Genomic DNA, 19473 nt, shown 5'->3' on the forward strand with positions numbered 1-19473 from the left:
TCTTAGCTCACCCTTAGCGGCGGTCGCCGGCGGGACGGACGCCCGAAGTTTGGGCCTCCATCATGAGCCGGTCCTGCGCGGTCGGATCGTGGCCGAGAATCTCGCCCTTGAAGATCCACACCTTGATGCCGATCACGCCGTAGGCGGTCAGCGCCTCGGCCTCGGCATAGTCGACGTTCGCGCGCAGCGTGTGCAGCGGAACGCGGCCCTCGCGGTACTGCTCGACGCGAGCGATCTCGGCGCCGCCGAGCCGGCCACCGCACATCACCTTGATGCCCTCTGCACCCAGGCGCATGGCGGACTGCATCGCGCGCTTCATCGCCCGGCGGAACGCCACGCGGCGGACCAGCTGGTCGGCAATGCCCTGGGCGACGAGCTTGGCGTCGATTTCCGGCTTGCGGATCTCGACGATGTTCAGCTTCACCTCGCTCTCGGTCATCGTCGCGAGCTTGGCGCGAAGCTTCTCGATGTCGGCGCCCTTCTTGCCGATGATGACGCCCGGACGGGCGGCATAGATCGACACGCGGCACAGCTTCGCCGGGCGCTCGATTACGACCTTGGAGATCGCCGCCTGCGGCAGGTTATCGACGATGTACTTGCGGATCTCGATGTCCTCGCTGAGCAGCTTGGCATAGTCGCGCCCTTCGGCGTACCAGCGGCTGTCCCAGGTCCGGTTGATCTGCAGGCGCAGGCCGATCGGGTTGCTCTTGTGACCCATGACTTAGGCCTCCTCGCTTTCGCGAACCACGATCCGCAGCCGGCTGAACGGCTTGAGGATGCGGGTCGATTTGCCGCGACCACGCGTGTGGAAGCGCTTCATGGTAACCGACTTGCCGACCGACGCCTCGGCGACGACGAGCGCGTCGACGTCGAGGTTGTGGTTGTTCTCGGCGTTGGCGATCGCGCTCGCGAGCACCTTCGATGCGTCGCGGGCCATCGCCTTCTTCGAGAAGGCGAGGATGTTCATCGCCTCTTCGGCCTTCTTGCCGCGGATCAGGCCGGCAACGAGGTTGAGCTTCTGCGCCGAACCACGGATCGTGGTGCCGACGGCCAGCGCCTCGTTGTCGCCCACGCGGCGGGGAGCTTTTGCCTTGCCCATCAGCGCTTGCCCTTCTTGTCGGCGGCGTGGCCCGGGAAGCTGCGCGTGGGCGCGAATTCGCCGAGCTTGTGGCCGACCATGTCTTCGTTGACGGAGACCGGAATGAACTTCTGGCCGTTGTAGACGCTGAACGTGAGGCCCACGAACTGCGGCAGGATCGTCGAGCGCCGCGACCAGGTCTTGATCGCACCGCGCGCGTTCTTCTCCTGCGCGTCCTCGGCCTTCTTCAGCAGGTGGAGGTCGACGAACGGACCTTTCCAGACGGAACGAGCCATCTCGATTACCTCTTCTTCTTGGCGTGACGCGAACGGATGATCATCTTGTCCGTCGCCTTGTTATGGCGGGTGCGGGCACCCTTGGTCGGCTTGCCCCACGGGGTAACCGGGTGGCGGCCGCCCGAGGTGCGGCCTTCACCGCCGCCGTGCGGGTGATCGACCGGGTTCTTCGCGACGCCACGGGTCAGCGGACGCTTGCCCTTCCAGCGAGTGCGGCCGGCCTTGGCGAAGTTCTGGTTCTGGTTGTCGGGGTTCGACACCGCGCCCACGGTGCCCATGCAGTCGGCGCGCAGGTAACGCTGCTCGCCGCTGTTGAGCCGCACGATCACCATGCCGCGGTCGCGACCGACGATCTGGACGTAGGTGCCCGCCGAACGGGCGATCTGGCCGCCCTTGCCCGGCTTCATCTCGACGTTGTGGCAGATCGTGCCGACCGGCATCTGGCCGAGCAGCATCGCGTTGCCAGGCTTGGTGTCGACCTTCTCGCCCGCGACGACCTGATCGCCGACCGCGAGACGCTGGGGCGCGAGGATGTAGGCGAGTTCGCCGTCCTCGTATTTCACCAGCGCGATGAAGGCGGTCCGGTTGGGATCGTACTCCATGCGCTCGACGGTGGCCGGCATGTCCCACTTGCGACGCTTGAAGTCGATGTAGCGGTACTTCTGCTTGTGGCCGCCGGCGATCCCGCGCGAGGTCACGTGGCCCTTGTTGTTGCGCCCGCCGGTCTTGCGCTTGCCTTCGGTAAGCGCCTTGACCGGCTTGCCCTTGTGAAGGGCGGACTTGTCGACCAGGATCAGGCCGCGACGGGCCGGACTGGTCGGCTTGTAATTCTTGAGTGCCATGGCCTCAGATCCCGCTCGTGACGTCGATCGAGTCCTGGCCCTCGGCCAGCGTCACGATCGCCTTCTTCATGTCGGTGCGCGTGTAGGGCTTGCCCTTCCAGCGCTTCGTCTTGCCCTTGACGACGATGGTGTTCACCTTCGCCACCTTGCGATCGTAGATGGCCTCGACGGCCTCCTTGATCTGGCTCTTCGTCGCGTCGCCCGCGACCTTGAACACAACCGCGTTGTGCTCGCTCGCCAGGGTCGACTTTTCGGTGATGTGGGGGGCGACGATCACGTCGTAGTGACGCGCGTCGACCGCCTTTGCAGACTTAGCCATTGAAGCGCGCCTCCAGTTTCTCGACCGCGGCCTTGGTGAGGACCAGCGTGTCGTGCTTCAGGATGTCGTAGACGTTCGCGCCCACGGCCGGCAGGACGTTGACGCCCGGCAGGTTGCCCGCAGCCTTCGCGAACGAACCCTCGACCGCGTCGCCGTCGATCACCAGGACCTTGCCGCTCCAGCCGTTCTTGCCGAACTGGGTGGCGAGGGCCTTGGTCTTGGCATCCTTGAGCTCGAGGCTGTCGACGATCACGAGACCGTCCTTGGCCTTGCTCGAGAGCGCCATCTTCATGCCGAGAGCACGGATCTTCTTGTTCAGCGAGATGTTGAAGTCGCGCTTCTTGGCACCGTGCGCCTTGCCGCCGCCGATGAAGATCGGGGCAGCGCGATCGCCGTGGCGAGCCGTGCCGCCACCCTTCTGGCGGCCGAACTTCTTGCCGGTACGCGCAACGTCGCTGCGCTCGCGGGTCGGACGCCCGGTCGCGCGGCGATTCCACAGCTGCCAGGTGACGACGCGGTGCAGGATGTCCTGCCGCGGCTCCACGCCGAAGACGGCATCGTTCAGCTCGATGTCGCCCGAGGCCTTGCCGTCGAGTTTCTGGACCTTCACCTTCACGGATCAGCCCTCCTTGTTTTCGTCCGAGCCGGCGGTGTCGCCGTTCTCGGGGGTTGCGCTGACGGCCGGAGTCGTCTCGTCACCGGCACCGGCCTGCTGCTCTTTGAGGAGCTGCGCCTGCTGCTCGGCGTCGACCTGCTCGTGCACTTCGTGCTCGGCCGCGCTTTCGACCATGCCGGCAGCCGCTTCCTCGTGCTCGGGAGCAGTACTCTTCTTTTCGAGGATCGCGCCGGGGAACGGCAGGCCTTCGGGGGCGGCGAGCTTGACGGCATCGCGAACCAGCAACCACCCGTTCTTCGAGCCCGGGACCGAGCCCTTCACGAAGAGCAGGCCGCGCGTCGCGTCGGTGCGAACGATCTCGAGGTTCTGCTGCGTCCGCTGACGGTCGCCCATGTGGCCGGCCATCTTCTTGTTCTTGAACACGCGGCCCGGATCCTGGCGGTTACCGGTCGAGCCGTGCGAGCGGTGGGAGAGCGAGACGCCGTGCGTCGCGCGCAGACCGCCGAAGCCCCAGCGCTTCATCGCGCCGGCAAAGCCCTTGCCCTGCGTGTGGCCGGTGATGTCGACCTTCTGCCCGGCGACGAAGTGCTCGGCCGAGATGGTCGAGCCCACGGGGATCAACCCGTCCTCGCCGTCGACGCGGAATTCCGCGACGCGCATCTTCAGACCGACGTCAGCCTTCGCGAAGGCTTCGCGCTGCGGCTTGTTGACGTTCTTGTGCTTGGCCTCGCCCGCGCCGAGCTGGACGGCATAGTAGCCGTCACGGTCGGACGTGCGGTGCGATACGACCTGGCAGTCTTCCAGCGACAGGACGGTGACGGGAACGTGACGCCCGTCCTCCTGGAACAGGCGGGTCATCCCGACTTTCTTTGCGATCACGCCGGAGCGCATGATCCGTTCTCCTTACAGAGGCACCGGAGACCATCCCCGGTGCGTGCTCGGCCCAGATTGTCATGCATCGCCCCGTCCGGGCCAAAGTGCCTCTTCAGGGAAGAAGAGGCGAGACGGGGGACGCTGCCCGGCGGATCGCCGGAGGTATCCCTTGTCCGCGGAGCCTTTGGGCTCCGCACCGAGATCAAGCGAGCTTGATCTCGACGTTCACGCCCGCGGCCAGGTCGAGCTTCATGAGCGCGTCCACGGTCTGGGCATTGGGCTGCACGATGTCGAGCAGCCGCTTGTAAGTGCGCACCTCGAACTGCTCGCGCGACTTCTTGTCGATGTGCGGGCCGCGGTTCACGGTGAACTTCTCGATGCGCGTCGGAAGAGGAATGGGACCCCGGATCAGCGCGCCGGTACGGCGGGCGGTGTCCGCGATCTCGCCGGTTGCCTGGTCGAGTACGCGGTGATCAAACGCCTTGAGGCGAATGCGAATGTTCTGGGCTTCCATGTCCTACTACCGATGCGAAAGAGCCTAGCGAACCGTCGCCGTTCACCGGCTTCGGCCCGCAAAAAAAGAAAGGCCTGGCCCGCGTGAACCCGGTTTCCCGGAACGGGCGACCTTCCCTGAATTCGTTTTCCGGAGACGAATCTCCGTCTGTGGGCGGGCCTATACGGGCGACGCGGGTTCCGTGCAACCCCCAGAATCGGGGTAATTGCGCAGTCCGGCAACAATCCGTCGAGACCGGATAACCGGCCGCCCCGCCCCAAAGGAAAGGGCCCGATCCTCGCGATGAGGACCGGGCCCGAACCTGGTCAGATCGCCAAGATTACTTGGTGATCTTCGAGACAACGCCCGAGCCGACGGTGCGGCCGCCTTCGCGGATCGCGAAGCGCAGGCCTTCGTCCATGGCGATCGGTGCGATCAGCTTCACGCCGATCGTCACGTTGTCGCCGGGCATGACCATCTCGGTGCCCTCGGGGAGGACGACCTCACCGGTCACGTCGGTGGTGCGGAAGTAGAACTGCGGGCGATAGTTGGCGAAGAACGGCGTGTGACGGCCGCCTTCGTCCTTCGACAGCACGTAAACCTCGGCCTCGAAATCGGTATGCGGGGTAACCGAACCCGGCTTCGCGAGAACCTGACCGCGCTCGACGTCTTCACGGCCGATGCCGCGGATCAGCGCGCCGATGTTGTCGCCCGCTTCGCCGCGATCCAGCAGCTTGCGGAACATCTCGACGCCGGTGACCGTGGTCTTCTGCGTGTCGCGGATGCCGATGATCTCGACTTCGTCACCAACATTGACCACGCCCGACTCGACGCGGCCGGTCACGACGGTGCCGCGGCCCGAGATCGAGAACACGTCTTCGATCGGCATCAGGAACGGCTTGTCGACCGGACGTTCCGGCTGCGGAATGTGCTCGTCGACCGCCTTCATGAGTTCCATGATCGAGTTGGCGCCGATCTCGTCGTCGCGGCCCTCGAGGGCAGCCAGGGCCGAACCCTTGACGATGGGAATGTTGTCGCCGTCGAAGTCGTACGAGCTGAGCAGCTCGCGCACTTCGAGCTCGACCAGTTCGAGGATTTCCTCGTCGTCGACCTGGTCGACCTTGTTCATATAGACGACCAGCGCCGGCACGCCGACCTGACGGGCGAGAAGGATGTGCTCGCGGGTCTGCGGCATCGGGCCGTCGGCGGCGTTCACGACCAGGATCGCGCCGTCCATCTGGGCGGCACCGGTGATCATGTTCTTCACGTAGTCGGCGTGACCCGGGCAGTCGACGTGCGCATAGTGACGCGCATCGGTTTCGTACTCGACGTGTGCGGTCGAGATGGTGATGCCGCGCTCACGCTCTTCGGGCGCCTTGTCGATGTTCGCGAAGTCGACCGGCGCGCCGAGCACCTTGGTGATTGCCGCCGTCAGCGTGGTCTTGCCGTGGTCGACGTGACCGATGGTGCCGATGTTGCAGTGCGGCTTGTTCCGCTGGAATTTTTCCTTAGCCATTGTGACTCTCTAACCTCTGTCTGAAATTGAATTTCACCAAGCCTGCGGGCGGCACCCGGTGAATCAGGCGCCGCCCCTAGACGCTCGCCCTTTCTTAGGCAAGCTTCTCCTTGACCTCGGCCGCGACGTTTGCCGGGACCTCGTCGTAGTGGCTGAACTGCATCGTGTACTGGGCGCGGCCCTGGGTGAACGAGCGCAGCTCGTTGACGTACCCGAACATGTTCGCGAGCGGCACGAAGGCCTCGACCGCCTGCGCGTTGCCGCGGGTGTCGGTGCCCTGGATCTGGCCGCGGCGGCTGTTGAGGTCGCCGATGACGTCGCCGAGGTAATCCTCTGGGGTAACGACCTCGACCTTCATGATCGGCTCGAGCAGCTTGATCCCCGACTTCTGCGCGACTTCGCGCATCGCGCCGCGACCGGCGATCTCGAACGCGATCGCGCTCGAGTCGACGTCGTGGTACGCACCGTCATAGAGTTCGACGGTGAAGTCGATGATCGGGAAGCCCACCAGGTAACCGCTCTCGGCCTGCTCGCGCAGCCCCTTCTCGATCGCCGGGATGTACTCCTTCGGGATGTTGCCGCCCTTGATGTTGTCCTCGAAGACGAAGCCCTGACCGCGCTCGCCCGGCGTGACCTTGATCTTCACGCGGCCGAACTGGCCCGAACCACCCGACTGCTTCTTGTGGGTGTAGTCCACGTCCACCGGCTTCGCGAGGTACTCACGGTACGCCACCTGCGGCGCGCCGACATTGGCCTCGACCTTGAACTCGCGCTTCATGCGATCGACGAGAATGTCGAGGTGAAGCTCGCCCATGCCCTTGATGATCGTCTGGCCGCTCTCGTGGTCGGTCGACACGCGGAAGGACGGGTCCTCCTGCGCAAGACGATTGAGCGCGATGCCCATCTTTTCCTGGTCGGCCTTGGTCTTGGGTTCCACCGACAGCTCGATGACCGGCTCGGGGAATTCCATCCGCTCGAGGATGATCGGCTTGGCCGGATCGCACAGGGTATCACCGGTGGTGGTGTCCTTCATCCCCGCCAGCGCGACGATGTCGCCCGCGAATGCCTCTTCGATGTCCTCGCGGTTGTTCGAGTGCATCAGCAGCATGCGGCCGATCTTTTCCTTCTTGTCCTTCACCGAGTTCAGGACCTGCCCCTTCGAGAGCTTGCCCGAATAGATGCGGGTGAAGGTGAGGCTGCCGACGAACGGATCGTTCATGATCTTGAACGCCAGCGCCGAGAACGGCGCGTCGTCGGACGACGGGCGCGTTTCCTCGGTGTCGGTATCGGGCAGCACGCCCTTGATCGCCGGCACGTCGAGCGGGCTCGGCATGTAGTCGACGACCGCGTCGAGCAGGGGCTGGACGCCCTTGTTCTTGAACGCCGAACCGCAGGTGACCGGCACGAAGTCGCGCGCCATGGTGCCCTTGCGGATAAGCCGCTTGATCGTCGCCACATCGGGCATCTCGCCTTCGAGGTAGGCTTCCATGACATCGTCGTCCTGCTCGACGACGGTCTCGATCAGCTTCTCGCGGTATTCGGCGGCCTTGTCGGCCATGTCCTCGGGAATGTCGACGTATTCGAACTCGGCGCCGAGGCTCTCGTCCTTCCAGACGATGCCGCGGTTGTTGACGAGGTCGACGACGCCCTTGAGGCTGCTTTCCATGCCGATCGGCAGGTACAGCACCAGCGGCACCGCGCCGAGACGGTCGATGATCGACTGGACGCAGTAGTAGAAGTCCGCGCCGGTGCGGTCGAGCTTGTTGATGAAGCACATCCGCGGAACGCCGTACTTGTCGGCCTGGCGCCAGACGGTCTCGGACTGGGGCTCCACGCCCGCGACGCCGTCGAACACCGCGACCGCGCCGTCGAGGACGCGCAGGGAGCGCTCGACCTCGATGGTGAAGTCGACGTGCCCGGGGGTGTCGATGATGTTGATGCGGTGCTTTTCACCCTTGCCGTCGTCGGCCGACCAGAAGGTCGTGGTCGCCGCCGAGGTGATGGTGATGCCGCGTTCCTGCTCCTGCTCCATCCAGTCCATGGTGGCGGCGCCGTCGTGGACTTCGCCGATCTTGTAGGACTTGCCGGTGTAGTAGAGGATGCGTTCGGTCGTGGTGGTCTTGCCGGCATCGATGTGCGCCATGATGCCGATGTTGCGGTAGCGCTCCAGCGGATATTCGCGGGCCATTTGAAATTCCTCGGGTAGTCAGGGGGCGGCCCCGCCAGCGGAGCGCGCCCCCCATATGGGTATTACCAGCGATAGTGCGAGAAGGCGCGGTTCGCGTCCGCCATGCGGTGCGTGTCCTCGCGCTTCTTGACCGCGTTGCCGCGGTTATTGGCGGCATCCATCAGCTCGCCGGAGAGGCGGGCGGCCATGGTGGTCTCCGCACGGCCGCGGGCGGCGGTGATGAGCCAGCGGATGGCGAGCGCCTGGGCACGCTCGGGGCGGACCTCGACCGGGACCTGGTAGGTCGCACCACCGACGCGGCGCGAACGCACCTCGATCTGCGGCTTGATGTTCTCGAGCGCGGTGTGGAACACCTCGATCGGGTTGGCCTTCGCACGGCTCTCGACGGTGTCGAGCGCGCCGTAGACGATGCTCTCGGCGACGGACTTCTTACCGTCGAGCATCAGGTTGTTCATGAACTTGGACAGCACCTGATCTCCGAATTTCGGATCAGGCAGGATTTCCCGCTTCTCGGGACGACGACGACGAGACATTCTCGTTATTCCTTATGCTGGGCCGCCACTGCGACGATGCGCGCGCGGCCGGAAACCTCGAAAAAGCGAAAGCGCTTACTTCGGGCGCTTGGCGCCGTACTTCGAGCGGCTCTGCTTGCGGTCCTTGACGCCCTGGGTGTCGAGCACGCCGCGCAGCACGTGGTAGCGCACGCCGGGAAGGTCGCGCACGCGCCCGCCGCGGATGAGGACCACCGAGTGCTCCTGCAGGTTGTGCCCTTCGCCCGGGATGTACGAGATGACCTCGCGCTGGTTGGTCAGGCGGACCTTGGCAACCTTGCGCAGCGCCGAGTTCGGCTTCTTCGGAGTCGTCGTGTAGACGCGGGTGCAGACGCCGCGCTTCTGCGGGTTCTGCTCCATCGCAGGGACCTTGGACTTGGCCTTCTGCGGAACGCGGCCCTTGCGGACCAGCTGGTTGATCGTCGGCATTAAGACTTTCTCTCTTCACCTGTTTGACCGTGCGCGCGCGGTGCGCGCCCGGGGCGCCCCTTCCGGGCGGAAAACCGGTGCCCACTTTTCCTGAAGGGGCGCGGCTCTACCCAGCGGGGGCTGGCGACACACGGCCACGAGAGGAGAGAAAAAGGGGTCGTGCGCACGGTGCGCCCACTCGCAAGCGAGTCGCCGCAACCACAGCACGAGCCTGAAACACTCCACCCATGCCCAGGGACACCGGGTTACTTTGACGGCTGCCCCGAAGCGAATTCCCGAGAGGATCGCCTCAATAGAAAAGAGCCTCGACGCGAACGCGACAGGCCCCCGGGACATGACCGGCAATGTTCAGCTCTATCTGCCCGGGGATGGCCGAAACCGTCCCTGGATGGGCGCACCCCTAGTCGGATTCGCCCTTTCGGTCAAGCGGCGCGGGGCGAACCGGCTCGCGCGCGAGAAGTCCCCGCCGCCGGGCCTGCCGATAAAAAGGAAGGCCCCGCGCAATGCTGGCGCGGAGCCTTCCGTCATTTCAGCGCGCAGCGATCAGCCGGCGGTCTTGATCCGCTGGCGGATGACCCTGGCAAGCGCGTCCGATCCGCTCTTGGCGGTGCAGCCTTCGCCGCCGCTCTTGTTCTTGGCAAGCACGTTCACCGCCACGTCGCAGACGTTGGCCGCGACCGCGACGGGCACCTGCACCACGATCTGGTTGTCGTTGAGGAGGTCGAGGTCATTGAGCGCGTTGATCTCCACGTCGGTCAGGATGTCCTGCAGGATGACGTTGCCCACGGTGACCGGGATCAGCCCGGCCGGGGCGTTGATCTGCGGGGCGGATACCTGCGCGGCGGCAGGCAGGGCGATCGAGGCGGCGGCGAGCGCCGTGGCAAGGGCGAATGTACGCATGGTTGGTCTCCTGTACGTGTCGTCTGCATGGCCGCGAGGCTTCGCGGCCGGTCGATCCACTGGGGGAACCTGCGCACAACCCGCCGGCGCGCGTTAAGGTGCTGAATATCCGTTCATACGAGACGAGATGCGCCGCCGCTGCGGCGACCTGCGGGGCGACCCCGGCCAAGACGCGAAGCGCGCGATGGGACCGGCAGGGGGCGGGGTCAAGGACTGACAGGAACGGCACGGCCAGTCGTTGGTCGACGCCGACAGCTTGACCTCCGAGCAGTGGGCCGAACGCCGCTCCAACAGCGCGAGCCAGAAACAACTCCATCCATGCCCAAGGACACCGGGTTACTTTGACGGCTGCCCCGAAGCGCATTCCCGAAGGATCGCCTCAATAGAAAAGAGCCTCGGCGCGAACGCGACAGGCCCCCGGGACATGACCGGCAATGTTCAGCTCTATCCGCCCGAGGCGCACCGCTGACGGATCACCGGCTGCCCTGGATGGCGGCGCCTTTAGGGGGATTCGGCACGAGCTCTGCGTCCTCCTCGGTGACGTGATCGCTCCTTAGCAGGTTGTCGCCACGCTCGCGGCGACCGGGATCGTCTCCCAGGCGGCGCGCTCGATCGGCAAGTCGATGGAGGCGCTTTACAAGCTGCGGCACCGGCCCGGCGCCGAAGGGTTTGCTTCCGCGTGGGACGCGGCGCTGGAGCGCGGGGTGCAGCGGCTGGAGGACTGCGCGCTCGAACGCGCATTGAAGGGCACCGCGACCCCGATCGTCTCGGGCGGGGAGATCCTCGGCTGGTGGGACAAGCCCGACAACGCGCTGCTGCGCTTCCTCCTCCAATACCGGATGCCGACGCGCTACGGCGTGCAGCAGATCCGCCCCGGCCACCCGGTCTATGAAAGCATCAAGGCCGAGGTTCTCAGGGAAAAGGCCATCCGCAGCGTGGAAGAGGAGGACGCGATCCACGCCTCCATCATCGAGAAGCTGGAGCGCATGGCCGAGCGCCAGCGCATCGCGCGCGAACAGGGCTGGCTCGAAACCGACGCGTCGCCGGGAGCGAACACCTGACGCCTGGGCGGGCGCCCTTCCGGGGCGCGATTAGGCGTTTGGCCCAAGCCGTGCTAGTGGCTCCGCCGCTGACGTCGAATTTTGCGACGGACTTCGGCTTTTGACGACGTGCCGGCCCTCCCTGCCGCCCTGACGGTGCAGGGTCCCGGCGCTGCCCAGACGACGACTTCCTTTCACGAGACGACCCGACGCACGGCCTCGCGGGCACTTCCGCCCCGGGGCACACCCAAGCGTTTCTTCGAAAGGAAACACCATGAGCAAGACCGGAACCGTCAAGTTCTTCAACCTCGACAAGGGCTATGGCTTCATCCAGCCCGACGACGGCACTCCCGACAGCTTCGTTCACATCACCGCCGTCCAGGCCGCGGGGATGAACACGCTGAACAAGGAGCAGCGCCTGAACTACGAGGTCGAGACCGGCCGCAACGGCAAGGCCAGCGCGGTAAACCTGTCGGCCGCCGACTGAGCGGAAGGCCCGCTTACGCTTCTCCCGCGCGCGCCTCAGGCCGCGCGCGGGAGCGGCACCCCCCCGCGCAATCACCCGATCGCCACGAAAGACCGTCGATGAGCCAGACCTTCGAATTCTACGATGCCCGCGCCAACCAGGCCGCGGCCGAAGCCGACGCCGCGACGCTCGACAACGTGCGCGAGCGCAACCTGCGCGCCGAGAAGACCTGGCGCGCGCTTGCCGACCAGGCGCGCAAGGTTACGGTCGACCGGCAGAAGACCGAGGCCGAGAAGGCCGCCCGCCGCGCCGAGGAGGCCGAGGCGGCCGCAGCGGCGAACTGACGCGGCGGTTTCCCCGGCGCTCACCGCCGTGCTAGTCCCGCCGCTCGCCCCCGGGTCGCGGCCGGAGACACTTTCGATGAGCGAGCGCGCCGCCCCCTCGTCCCGCCCCGACGAGCGGCAGATCCACACCCGGCTCGAGGACGGGACCCGTGTGTGCATCCGCACCATCGGCCCCGACGACGAGGCCCGCATGCGCGAGGGCATCGCGCGGATGAGCGAACGCTCGCGCTACCTGCGCTTCTTCACCGGCCTCAGCGTTCCCCCGCCCCAGGTGATCGACCGGCTGCTCGATGCCGACGGCGACCAGCACATCGCGTGGGGCGCTATCGCCAGCGACCTGCCGGGCGAGCCGGCGATCGGCGCGGTCCACGCAGTGGCGGAGGATAGCGAGCCGGGCCGCGCCGAGTTCTCGGTCGCGGTGATCGACGACTTCCACGACCGCGGCCTCGGCCGGCTGCTCACCGCGACGATCCTGCTCGACGCGGCGGATGCGGGCTATGACGAGTTCCAGGCGTGGACGCTGGCAGAGAACACCCGCGCGATCGGCTTCATCCGCGCGCTCGGCGCGACGCTGGTGGGCCGCGACGGAGCGACCCTCGAATATCGGTTGCCGGTCCCCGGCGCGATCGAGGCCCTGCGCGCAGAATGCGACCCGCCGGGTCTAGCCGACGTGTTTCGCGCGTTCAGGGCGCCGTGAGAAAGGCGACCAGCGCCTTGACCTTCTTCTGACGCCACTGCGGCAGCGGCGCGACCAGCCAGTAGGCACGGCGCCCTTCGTCCGGCCCTTCGAGAATCTCGAGCCGGCCGGCCTCGATCGCCTCTTCCACCAGCAGCAGCGGCATGACTGCCCTGCCGAGGCCCGCGACCGCGCTCGAGAGCGCCTGCCCGGGATTGGCGACCTGGACCATCGCCTCGGCGCCGTCGGGCAGCGGCGCGCCAGGCCACTGGATCCACTGGTCGGCCGCGCCCGGAGCGGCGACCACGACCCGGCGCGCGGGCGCGAGCTCGACTCCTTCGAGGTCGCCCGGACCGTCGACCAGCCGGATCGCGACGTCGAGGTTGGTCTCGGTGAAGTCGGCGTTCTCGTCGGCGATCAGGTTGAACCGCACGCCCGGATTGCCCTCGACGAACTTTGCCAGGCGGTGGCTGAGCCACTGGGCATAGAATTCGCGCGGGGCGGCTATCGTGTAGCGGTCGCTCGCCTGCCCGGCCTGCATCGCCTGGACCGATTCCTCGAACTTGAGGAAGCCCTCGCGCAGCGCGTCGAGTCCGGCGAGCGCCTCGTCGGTCAGCTCGAGCCCCTTGCTCGTGCGCCGGAACAGCACGGTGCCGAGGTGATCCTCGAGCGCGCGGATCTGCTGGCCGACCGCCGCGGGGGTCACCGCCAGCTCGTCCGCCGCGCGCGTGAAGCTGAGGTGCCGCGCCGCGGCATCGAACACGCGCAGGGCGTTGAGGGGCAGGTGCGTGCGCTTCATCGCGCGCTCACGTAGCGAAGCGGTGGCGCATTAGGAAGTCCCTGCGCTCACGTAGCGAAGCGGTAGCGCGTCAGGAAACCGCGCGCTGACTCAGCCATGAAGGGCTTGGCGGCAAAGGCCCGCGCGATTACCGCGCGGAGGCAGCCGGCCGCCTTTGGCCGCAGCCGGGACAGCCCTAATGGACGCACAGCTCGCCGCGATCCTCACCCTCACGGTGGTGATCAACCTCATCGGAACGCTTGCCTACGCAGCGCGGATCGCCGGCGTGCGCACGCGGCGGATCGCGATGAGCTTCGCGCTGTTCAACGCGCTGGTGCTGGTCTCGCGGCTCTCGAACGGCTTCCTCGGCCCGCTCATCGCCAATCGCGTCGAGCAGGCGCTCGCGAGCGGGAGCGGCGAGAGGCTGCTCGGCGATTTCCGCCTGTTCATCGGCGCGGCCACGGTGGGGGTGATCGTCGGCATCGCGCTGGTGCCGAGCACGCAGCGGCTGTTCGCACGGGTCATCGGCGGGATGCAGGCGAGAAAATCGCTTGCCGAGCTGGCGCTGCGCAGCGTGACCCCGGCGGGACTGCGTACGCTGCGCGACTCGGTCACCATCCCGTCGGTTGCGTCGCTGCGCTCATACACCCGCCCTGCCGAGGTGAGCTGGGGCATCCTTGGCGCCAACTGCCTCGCGCAGGCGATCCTGGTGGTCGGCGTGCTCGCCTCGATCTACGCCGGGTATCTCGTTCCCGAGTACCGGGTGACCGCCTCGCAGCTCTCGGCGCTGATCAACGGCTTCGCCACGATCCTGCTGTTCCTCGTCATCGACCCGCAGCTGTCGGTCCTGACCGACGACGTGGTCGACGGCCAGGTCAGCGAACCGGCGTTCCGCCGCGCGATCCTGTGGATTTCAGGCAGCCGACTTGCCGGCACGCTGCTGGCACAGGCGCTGTTCGTCCCCGCCGCCGTCGCGATCGCATGGGCGGCTGACATGATCTAAGCCGCTGTCGAAAAGGACGCCGGAATACCTGCGCGCTCCTGAAACTCGCCCAAGGCCCTACGCCTCGGCCGGTGCTGCCAGCGGGAAGAACGGGATGCGCACCTCGAGCGGTTCGCCGCCGGATTTTGCGCCGGACAGGCGGTGGAAGGTGTAGAACCCTTCCATCGTGCCGTGCGGGGTCGCCAGCGGGCAACCCGAAACGTAGTCGTGACTCTGGCCCGGTTCTAGCACCGGCTTTTCGCCCACCACGCCCTCGCCGTCGACCACGCTGACCATGCCCCGGCCATCGGTGATCCGCCAGTGCCGGCTGACCAGTTGCACCCGCTCGTGGCTGCCGTTCTCGATCCGGATATGATAGACCCAGAACCACTTGCCGTCCTGCGGACGCGATTGTTCGGGCAGGAAATTCACCGCGACCCGCACGGTGATGCCCTCGGTAATCGCGGCGTGCTGGAAAAGCTGTTTCATCGCTTTGAAAGGTAGCAAGTGCGCGCGGCTGCGCAAGGGTCAGGCAATGGTTCGTACCCCGTCGGCCAGCAGGTCGACCGGGATCGACAGCGACCACTCGATCCCGTCCGGCTCGAATGCGTAGCGCACCTCTCCGTCCAGCGCGCGGCGGGGAATGTCCTCGATCAGCTGGCTGCCGAAACCCCTGCGCACGGGGCTTGCCACTCGCGGGCCACCGCTTTCGCGCCATGTCATCGAGAACCGGTCGTCCCCGCAGTCCCAGTCGATCTCGACCCGGCCCTCGATAGTGGAAAGCGAGCCGTACTTCAGCGAATTGGTCGCCAGTTCATGCAGCGCCATGCCGATGATCTCCGCCGCGCGGGGCACGAGCGCGCAGTCGGGCCCGCTTATCGCGATCTGGCGGATCGTCCCGTCCATGAACTTGAGCTGGAGCCGGACAAGTTCCTCCACCGGCACCTCGCGCCAGTCGCGGCGCACGAGGATGTCCTGGTTGACCGCCAGGCTGCCGACCCGTTCCTCGAACCGCTTCACCAGCGCCTCGTCGCCCTCGATGCTGCTGCGCGCGAGCGCCTGCACCTTGGCGAGCATGTTCTTCGACCGGTGGTTCACCTCGCGCAGCAGCATGGCGATCTGCTCGGACTGTTCGCGCTGTTCGGTGATGTCGGTATTGGTCCCGAACCAGCAGACGATGTTGCCGTCGTCGTCGCGGATCGGCTTCGCGCGGCTGAGGAACCAGCGCCATTCGCCCCTGGCGCTGCGCAGCGGAAACAGGTCTTCCCACTGCTCGCCCTCGGCAAGCGCGGCGCGGAACTTCTGCTCGACCCGCTCGACGTGATCGGGATGGTGGACCGCTTTCCAGCCCCACCCTTCCATCGCGGCGAAATCGCTGCCGGTGTAATCGTACCACCGCTGGTTGTACCAGAAGATGTCCCCGTCGGCGCGGGCGATCCAGGCCAGCTGGGCGATGTTTTCCGCCAGCATGCGAAAGCGTTCCTCGCTCTCGCGCAGCTGCGCCTCCATCGCCACGTGGACGCTGGCATCGCGGGCGATCTTGCTGCCGCCGATGATCTTTCCAGTCTCATCGCGCACCGGGGAAATCGTCACCGCGACGTGGATCTCGTGGCCGGCCTTGTGCACCCGGCGCGTGATGAACAGCCCGATGCTCTCGCCCGCGCGGATCCGCGCCAGGATGAGATCTTCCTCGTTCTGCAGGTCGTCCGGGAGCAGGCGGCGGATCGAGTTGCCGACCATCTCCTCGCTCGTCCAGCCGAACAGCTTTTCCGCGGCCGGGTTCCAGCTGAGGATCCTTCCGTCGAGGTCCTTGGCGACGATCGCGTCGCCCGAAGACTGGATCAGCGCGGTGTAATGGTCCTGGGGATTCATCGGTGCCTTTCCGAAGCGTGGTCAGGCAGCAGGCGCACCGGAAGCCGCGCATCGAGCCGTGCGCGATCCCGTCCCGGATGAAGTCTAGAGCCCACGCGTAAACCCCCGTTGGGGTTACAATTCGTTAGTAGCGGAGAAGGTTCCGCCGAAACCTCCGCATTCGTTTCAGAGGCCCGCCGCCGCGAGCGCGCGGTCCAGGTCCTCCTCGAGGTCGCGCGTATCCTCGAGGCCGACATTGATGCGCAGCAGGCCTTCGGTCACCCCCATTTCCTCGCGCGCCTCGGCCCCCATGGCGGCATGAGTCGTGCTGGCCGGATGGCACATCAGGCTGCGCGCGTCGCCGATGTTGTTCGAAATGTCGATCAGCGCCAGCGCATCGAGGACCGCGAAGGCCTGCGCGCGGCCCCCCGGCACCTCGAAGGCAAAGATGGGTCCCGTCCCGCCGGGCATCTGGCGGATCGCCAGGTCGTGACGCGGATGACTGGGCAGGCCGGGGTGCAGCATCCGGCCGCCGCGCGCGGCAAGCCGCTGCTCGACGAATTCGCCGAGCGCGACCGCGGCGCGGCTTTGCGCCCTTGCCCTGAGGTCGAGCGTCTCGAGGCCCTTGAGCACGACCCAGGCGTTGAACGGCGACAGGTTCGGGCCGGTGTTGCGCTGAAACGGCAGCAGCACCTCGTCGATGAACTGATGCGAACCGCAGACCGCGCCGGCGAGCACGCGGCCCTGTCCGTCCATCAATTTGGTCGCGCTGTAGGCGATCACGTCGGCGCCGAATTCGAGCGGGCGCTGGAGCGCGCTGGTGGCGAAGGCGTTGTCGACCACCGTGGTGATGCCGTGCGCTCGTGCGAGATCGCAGACGTAGCGGAGGTCCACCACGTCGAGCGTCGGGTTGGCCGGGGTCTCGAAAAAGAAGACCTTCGTGTTGGGCCGGATCGCGGCGTCCCATTCGCCGTCGACCGCGCTGTCGATCACCGTGGTCTCGATCCCGAAACGGGGCAGCAGGTGATCGACGAGCCAGCGACACGAGCCGAACGCCGCGCGGGCGGCGACGACGTGGTCACCGGCCGACAGCTGGCACAGCAGCGCGGCGGTCATCGCCGCCATCCCGCTCGCCTGCGCGCGGCACGCCTCGGCGCCCTCCATCAGCGCGATCCGTTCCTCCAGCATGGCCACGGTCGGGTTCTGCAGGCGCGAATAGGTCATGCCCTCGGCCTCGCCGGCGAACCGGTCGGCGACGGTCTGCGCGTCGTCGTAGGTGTAGCCCGAGGTGAGAAACAGCGCCTCGCTCGTCTCGCCGTGCTCGCTGCGCCAGATGCCCCCGCGCACGGCACGGGTCGCGGGGCGCCAGTTCGCGGTCACGGCGCGGTCGATGCCGGTGGTCTTCTTCATCGCCTGCGCGTCTAGGGGCGGGGCGCGCGCGGTGGCAAACAAAAAGGATTGCGCAGCAAGAAAGCCGCCTGCCGACCCTGCGATCCTGCCCCAACGAAAAGCGGGGCCGCATGGGCCCCGCTTCGCGTGAAACTGGTTCAGCCGACTTACGGGCTGACCGGATCGTCGTCGTCGTCGAAAATGAGTATTGCCGCGACCGCCGCTGCAATAGCGAGGAAGACGAGCAGAAGCGTGCCGCCCAGTTCGTTCTCCTCCATCGCGGGAGCCGACGCGCGTTCGGCCGGTGCTGCCTGCGCAACGACAGGCGCAGCCAGAAGCGAAACCGCTGCCAGCGCGGATGCTATTTTCGGATATCTCATTTCATCTCCCTCGAGCTCGGACACATACGGTGTGACCCGCCCTCCCCTTGATTCGATTGACTAAAGGCAAGAGCGAGCGGCCGCAAGCCGCACGCCGCGCAACGCGACGAAGCGTTGGTCTGCTGCGGTTGGAATGGGGCCGGCGAAGGCTAGCCTCGCACGGATCGCGCCGCTAAGGCCCCGGTTGCATGAGCGCCGCGCCGCACCATCCCCGCGACCCCGTCCGCTGGTGCGCCGCCATCGCTCTCGGCTTCCTCGCGCTCGCACTGGTCCGCCTGGGTATTCCGTCGCGTCCCTACTTCGACGAGATCCATTACCTGCCCGCGGCCCGCGCGCTGCTGGCACAGAGCGACTGGCTCAACCGCGAGCACCCGATGTTCGGCAAGGAGATGCTGGCGGCGGGGATCGCGCTGTTCGGCGACCGGCCGTGGGCCTGGCGGATCATGAGCGCGCTCGCGGGCACGCTGGCGCTGTGGGCGTCGATGCGCGCGCTGTGGTTCGCCTCGCTCCGGCGCTACGCTACGCTTGCCTACGGCCTCTTGCTTGCAAGCGGGTTCATCCTGTTCGTCCATGCGCGGATCGCGATGCTCGACGTATTTATGGTCGCCGCGCTCGCGGTCGCGTTCTGGCAATGCGCCGCCGCGGTGCGCGAGCCCGAGCACGGGCGCCGCAGCCTCGCGCTCGCGGGCGTCGCACTGGGGCTCGCCGTGGGGGCGAAGTGGAACGCGGTGCCCGTCGCGCCGCTGCCGGGCCTCGCCTTCCTCGCGGTTCGCCTCCATGCGACCGGGTGGAAGGGCCTCGTGGGGCATCGCGGCGCGCCGGTGCCGGGAGTGCGCTTGCCCGAGGCGGCGGTCTGGCTCGGCATCGTGCCGCTAGCGGTCTACGCGGCGACTTATGCGCCGGCTTGGCTGATCGCGGCGGACAGCCTCCCGCCGGGCGGCTTCATCGGCCTGCACGAAATGATGCTGCGAATGCAGGAAAGCGTGACCAAGCCCCACCCCTACCAGAGCGTGTGGACCGACTGGGTGATCGACCGGCGGGCGATCTGGTACTTCTACGAGCCGAGTGACGGCGCGCAGCGCGGGGTGCTGCTGATCGGCAACCCGCTGACGATGCTCGCCGGGCTGCCCGCGCTCGGCTGGGCGGCATGGGCCGGCATCAGGCACCGCCGATGGGACGCGCTGGCGACCGCCCTCGTCTTCGCGGCAAGCCTGGGCATCTGGCTCGTCGCGGCCAAGCCGATCCAGTTCTATTACCATTACTTCGTGCCGAGCATGGCGCTGCTCGCCGCGCTCGCGCTCGCGCTCGACGCGCTGCGAGAGCGCGGCCGGACCTGGCTGTCGGGGACGATGCTGGCCGGAAGCCTCGCGGTGTTCGCGTGGTTCTTCCCAATCCTCAGCGCGGCCGCGCTGCCGGACGAGCGCGGGTTCGAGAAGTGGATGTGGCTCGACGGCTGGCGCTAGCGG

The 19473-nt window shown here is 66.9% G+C and carries 24 protein-coding genes; 6 read left to right on the forward strand and 18 right to left on the reverse strand.

Going from position 1 to position 19473, the window contains the following annotated elements; genetic code table 11:
• Nucleotides 1–13: 13 nt before the first annotated feature.
• The 13 genes from rpsC to ACPV3N_RS05655 form a co-directional block, all read right to left on the reverse strand.
• A complete protein-coding gene (rpsC, locus tag ACPV3N_RS05595) occupies nucleotides 14–718 on the reverse strand; it encodes a 30S ribosomal protein S3 (protein ID WP_259962009.1) in 705 nt (234 codons plus the stop codon).
• Between the two features lie 3 nt (nucleotides 719–721).
• Nucleotides 722–1099, reverse strand: a complete 378-nt coding sequence (rplV, locus tag ACPV3N_RS05600) for a 50S ribosomal protein L22 (protein WP_259962010.1) — start codon at nucleotides 1097–1099, stop codon at nucleotides 722–724.
• Entirely contained in the window at nucleotides 1099–1374 is a 276-nt protein-coding gene (rpsS, locus tag ACPV3N_RS05605) for a 30S ribosomal protein S19 (RefSeq protein ID WP_440115556.1), read from the reverse strand. The genes rplV and rpsS overlap by 1 nt, the downstream gene beginning before the upstream one ends.
• Before the next feature lie 5 nt (nucleotides 1375–1379).
• On the reverse strand, nucleotides 1380–2216 hold the full coding sequence (gene rplB, locus ACPV3N_RS05610) for a 50S ribosomal protein L2 (RefSeq protein ID WP_259962011.1): 837 nt from the start codon (nucleotides 2214–2216) through the stop codon (nucleotides 1380–1382).
• Nucleotides 2217–2220: 4 nt separating this feature from the next.
• On the reverse strand, nucleotides 2221–2535 hold the full coding sequence (locus tag ACPV3N_RS05615) for a 50S ribosomal protein L23 (RefSeq protein ID WP_440115558.1): 315 nt from the start codon (nucleotides 2533–2535) through the stop codon (nucleotides 2221–2223).
• Entirely contained in the window at nucleotides 2528–3151 is a 624-nt protein-coding gene (rplD, locus tag ACPV3N_RS05620; protein ID WP_440115560.1) for a 50S ribosomal protein L4, read from the reverse strand. Before rplD ends, ACPV3N_RS05615 begins: the two co-directional genes overlap by 8 nt.
• 3 nt (nucleotides 3152–3154) lie before the next feature.
• Entirely contained in the window at nucleotides 3155–4042 is an 888-nt protein-coding gene (rplC, locus tag ACPV3N_RS05625) for a 50S ribosomal protein L3 (RefSeq protein ID WP_440115562.1), read from the reverse strand.
• A 184-nt stretch (nucleotides 4043–4226) separates the two neighbouring features.
• Nucleotides 4227–4538, reverse strand: coding sequence for a 30S ribosomal protein S10 (rpsJ, locus tag ACPV3N_RS05630; RefSeq protein WP_034905023.1), 312 nt, complete (start codon nucleotides 4536–4538; stop codon nucleotides 4227–4229).
• Between the two features lie 319 nt (nucleotides 4539–4857).
• Entirely contained in the window at nucleotides 4858–6033 is a 1176-nt protein-coding gene (tuf, locus tag ACPV3N_RS05635) for an elongation factor Tu (protein ID WP_440115565.1), read from the reverse strand.
• A 94-nt stretch (nucleotides 6034–6127) separates the two neighbouring features.
• The gene (gene fusA, locus ACPV3N_RS05640) at nucleotides 6128–8221 is read right to left on the reverse strand and encodes an elongation factor G (protein WP_440115567.1); all 2094 of its coding nucleotides are present in this window, start codon (nucleotides 8219–8221) and stop codon (nucleotides 6128–6130) included.
• A gap of 62 nt (nucleotides 8222–8283) precedes the next feature.
• Entirely contained in the window at nucleotides 8284–8754 is a 471-nt protein-coding gene (rpsG, locus tag ACPV3N_RS05645) for a 30S ribosomal protein S7 (protein WP_067677472.1), read from the reverse strand.
• Between the two features lie 75 nt (nucleotides 8755–8829).
• The gene (rpsL, locus tag ACPV3N_RS05650) at nucleotides 8830–9201 is read right to left on the reverse strand and encodes a 30S ribosomal protein S12 (protein ID WP_006831873.1); all 372 of its coding nucleotides are present in this window, start codon (nucleotides 9199–9201) and stop codon (nucleotides 8830–8832) included.
• Nucleotides 9202–9744: 543 nt separating this feature from the next.
• Nucleotides 9745–10101 (reverse strand): hypothetical protein, encoded by a 357-nt coding sequence (locus ACPV3N_RS05655; protein WP_440115572.1) that lies wholly within the window; start codon nucleotides 10099–10101, stop codon nucleotides 9745–9747.
• A 623-nt stretch (nucleotides 10102–10724) separates the two neighbouring features.
• Between ACPV3N_RS05655 and ACPV3N_RS05660 the strand changes: the two genes are divergently transcribed.
• The 4 genes from ACPV3N_RS05660 to ACPV3N_RS05675 all read left to right on the forward strand — a co-directional run bounded on the left by ACPV3N_RS05660 (nucleotide 10725) and on the right by ACPV3N_RS05675 (nucleotide 12648).
• A complete protein-coding gene (locus ACPV3N_RS05660; RefSeq protein WP_440115574.1) occupies nucleotides 10725–11162 on the forward strand; it encodes a hypothetical protein in 438 nt (145 codons plus the stop codon).
• A gap of 253 nt (nucleotides 11163–11415) precedes the next feature.
• Nucleotides 11416–11628 carry a cold-shock protein gene (locus ACPV3N_RS05665; protein ID WP_259962023.1) on the forward strand — a complete coding sequence of 71 codons (213 nt, stop codon included), beginning with the start codon at nucleotides 11416–11418 and terminating at the stop codon, nucleotides 11626–11628.
• Nucleotides 11629–11726: 98 nt separating this feature from the next.
• Nucleotides 11727–11951 (forward strand): hypothetical protein, encoded by a 225-nt coding sequence (locus ACPV3N_RS05670; RefSeq protein ID WP_440115576.1) that lies wholly within the window; start codon nucleotides 11727–11729, stop codon nucleotides 11949–11951.
• A gap of 76 nt (nucleotides 11952–12027) precedes the next feature.
• The gene (locus ACPV3N_RS05675) at nucleotides 12028–12648 is read left to right on the forward strand and encodes a GNAT family N-acetyltransferase (RefSeq protein WP_440115578.1); all 621 of its coding nucleotides are present in this window, start codon (nucleotides 12028–12030) and stop codon (nucleotides 12646–12648) included.
• Here the strand turns inward: ACPV3N_RS05675 and ACPV3N_RS05680 are convergent.
• Nucleotides 12635–13426, reverse strand: a complete 792-nt coding sequence (locus tag ACPV3N_RS05680) for a LysR family transcriptional regulator (RefSeq protein WP_440115580.1) — start codon at nucleotides 13424–13426, stop codon at nucleotides 12635–12637. The genes ACPV3N_RS05675 and ACPV3N_RS05680 overlap by 14 nt on opposite strands.
• Nucleotides 13427–13604: 178 nt before the next feature.
• On the opposite strand from ACPV3N_RS05680, the gene ACPV3N_RS05685 reads away from it, so the two are divergent.
• Nucleotides 13605–14408 carry a lipid II flippase Amj family protein gene (locus tag ACPV3N_RS05685; RefSeq protein ID WP_440115582.1) on the forward strand — a complete coding sequence of 268 codons (804 nt, stop codon included), beginning with the start codon at nucleotides 13605–13607 and terminating at the stop codon, nucleotides 14406–14408.
• Nucleotides 14409–14465: 57 nt separating this feature from the next.
• On the opposite strand, the gene apaG is transcribed toward ACPV3N_RS05685, so the two are convergent.
• From apaG to ACPV3N_RS05705, 4 genes are all read right to left on the reverse strand, one after another.
• On the reverse strand, nucleotides 14466–14876 hold the full coding sequence (apaG, locus tag ACPV3N_RS05690; protein ID WP_440115584.1) for a Co2+/Mg2+ efflux facilitator ApaG/CorD: 411 nt from the start codon (nucleotides 14874–14876) through the stop codon (nucleotides 14466–14468).
• Between the two features lie 39 nt (nucleotides 14877–14915).
• Nucleotides 14916–16259: a PAS domain-containing HWE histidine kinase family protein gene (locus ACPV3N_RS05695; RefSeq protein WP_440115586.1), complete on the reverse strand. Its 1344-nt coding sequence runs from the start codon at nucleotides 16257–16259 to the stop codon at nucleotides 14916–14918.
• A 165-nt stretch (nucleotides 16260–16424) separates the two neighbouring features.
• On the reverse strand, nucleotides 16425–17648 hold the full coding sequence (locus ACPV3N_RS05700; RefSeq protein WP_440115588.1) for a trans-sulfuration enzyme family protein: 1224 nt from the start codon (nucleotides 17646–17648) through the stop codon (nucleotides 16425–16427).
• 146 nt (nucleotides 17649–17794) lie between these two features.
• Nucleotides 17795–18007 (reverse strand): hypothetical protein, encoded by a 213-nt coding sequence (locus ACPV3N_RS05705; protein WP_440115590.1) that lies wholly within the window; start codon nucleotides 18005–18007, stop codon nucleotides 17795–17797.
• A 188-nt stretch (nucleotides 18008–18195) separates the two neighbouring features.
• Here ACPV3N_RS05705 and ACPV3N_RS05710 point away from each other — a divergent pair, with 188 nt between their 5' ends.
• On the forward strand, nucleotides 18196–19470 hold the full coding sequence (locus ACPV3N_RS05710; RefSeq protein ID WP_440115592.1) for a glycosyltransferase family 39 protein: 1275 nt from the start codon (nucleotides 18196–18198) through the stop codon (nucleotides 19468–19470).
• The last annotated feature ends 3 nt before the right edge of the window (nucleotides 19471–19473 follow it).

Origin of the sequence: Tsuneonella sediminis (genome assembly GCF_051912845.1) — a bacterium.
In the GTDB taxonomy this organism is placed as follows: domain Bacteria; phylum Pseudomonadota; class Alphaproteobacteria; order Sphingomonadales; family Sphingomonadaceae; genus Tsuneonella; species Tsuneonella sediminis.

Bases quoted from the DNA above. Each gene is read 5' to 3' on its own strand.
- tuf (WP_440115565.1), bottom strand. From the start codon at position 6,033: ATGGCTAAGGAAAAATTCCAGCGGAACAAGCCGCACTGCAACATCGGC.
- rpsJ (WP_034905023.1), bottom strand. From the start codon at position 4,538: ATGGAAGCCCAGAACATTCGCATTCGCCTCAAGGCGTTTGATCACCGC.
- ACPV3N_RS05675 (WP_440115578.1), top strand. From the start codon at position 12,028: ATGAGCGAGCGCGCCGCCCCCTCGTCCCGCCCCGACGAGCGGCAGATC.
- rpsL (WP_006831873.1), bottom strand. From the start codon at position 9,201: ATGCCGACGATCAACCAGCTGGTCCGCAAGGGCCGCGTTCCGCAGAAG.
- rpsG (WP_067677472.1), bottom strand. From the start codon at position 8,754: ATGTCTCGTCGTCGTCGTCCCGAGAAGCGGGAAATCCTGCCTGATCCG.
- ACPV3N_RS05680 (WP_440115580.1), bottom strand. From the start codon at position 13,426: ATGAAGCGCACGCACCTGCCCCTCAACGCCCTGCGCGTGTTCGATGCC.
- ACPV3N_RS05710 (WP_440115592.1), top strand. From the start codon at position 18,196: ATGAGCGCCGCGCCGCACCATCCCCGCGACCCCGTCCGCTGGTGCGCC.
- rplV (WP_259962010.1), bottom strand. From the start codon at position 1,099: ATGGGCAAGGCAAAAGCTCCCCGCCGCGTGGGCGACAACGAGGCGCTG.
- ACPV3N_RS05705 (WP_440115590.1), bottom strand. From the start codon at position 18,007: ATGAGATATCCGAAAATAGCATCCGCGCTGGCAGCGGTTTCGCTTCTG.
- ACPV3N_RS05655 (WP_440115572.1), bottom strand. From the start codon at position 10,101: ATGCGTACATTCGCCCTTGCCACGGCGCTCGCCGCCGCCTCGATCGCC.
- rpsS (WP_440115556.1), bottom strand. From the start codon at position 1,374: ATGGCTCGTTCCGTCTGGAAAGGTCCGTTCGTCGACCTCCACCTGCTG.
- apaG (WP_440115584.1), bottom strand. From the start codon at position 14,876: ATGAAACAGCTTTTCCAGCACGCCGCGATTACCGAGGGCATCACCGTG.
- ACPV3N_RS05665 (WP_259962023.1), top strand. From the start codon at position 11,416: ATGAGCAAGACCGGAACCGTCAAGTTCTTCAACCTCGACAAGGGCTAT.
- rplC (WP_440115562.1), bottom strand. From the start codon at position 4,042: ATGCGCTCCGGCGTGATCGCAAAGAAAGTCGGGATGACCCGCCTGTTC.
- ACPV3N_RS05660 (WP_440115574.1), top strand. From the start codon at position 10,725: ATGGAGGCGCTTTACAAGCTGCGGCACCGGCCCGGCGCCGAAGGGTTT.
- rpsC (WP_259962009.1), bottom strand. From the start codon at position 718: ATGGGTCACAAGAGCAACCCGATCGGCCTGCGCCTGCAGATCAACCGG.
- ACPV3N_RS05615 (WP_440115558.1), bottom strand. From the start codon at position 2,535: ATGGCTAAGTCTGCAAAGGCGGTCGACGCGCGTCACTACGACGTGATC.
- ACPV3N_RS05685 (WP_440115582.1), top strand. From the start codon at position 13,605: ATGGACGCACAGCTCGCCGCGATCCTCACCCTCACGGTGGTGATCAAC.
- rplB (WP_259962011.1), bottom strand. From the start codon at position 2,216: ATGGCACTCAAGAATTACAAGCCGACCAGTCCGGCCCGTCGCGGCCTG.
- ACPV3N_RS05700 (WP_440115588.1), bottom strand. From the start codon at position 17,648: ATGAAGAAGACCACCGGCATCGACCGCGCCGTGACCGCGAACTGGCGC.
- ACPV3N_RS05670 (WP_440115576.1), top strand. From the start codon at position 11,727: ATGAGCCAGACCTTCGAATTCTACGATGCCCGCGCCAACCAGGCCGCG.
- ACPV3N_RS05695 (WP_440115586.1), bottom strand. From the start codon at position 16,259: ATGAATCCCCAGGACCATTACACCGCGCTGATCCAGTCTTCGGGCGAC.
- fusA (WP_440115567.1), bottom strand. From the start codon at position 8,221: ATGGCCCGCGAATATCCGCTGGAGCGCTACCGCAACATCGGCATCATG.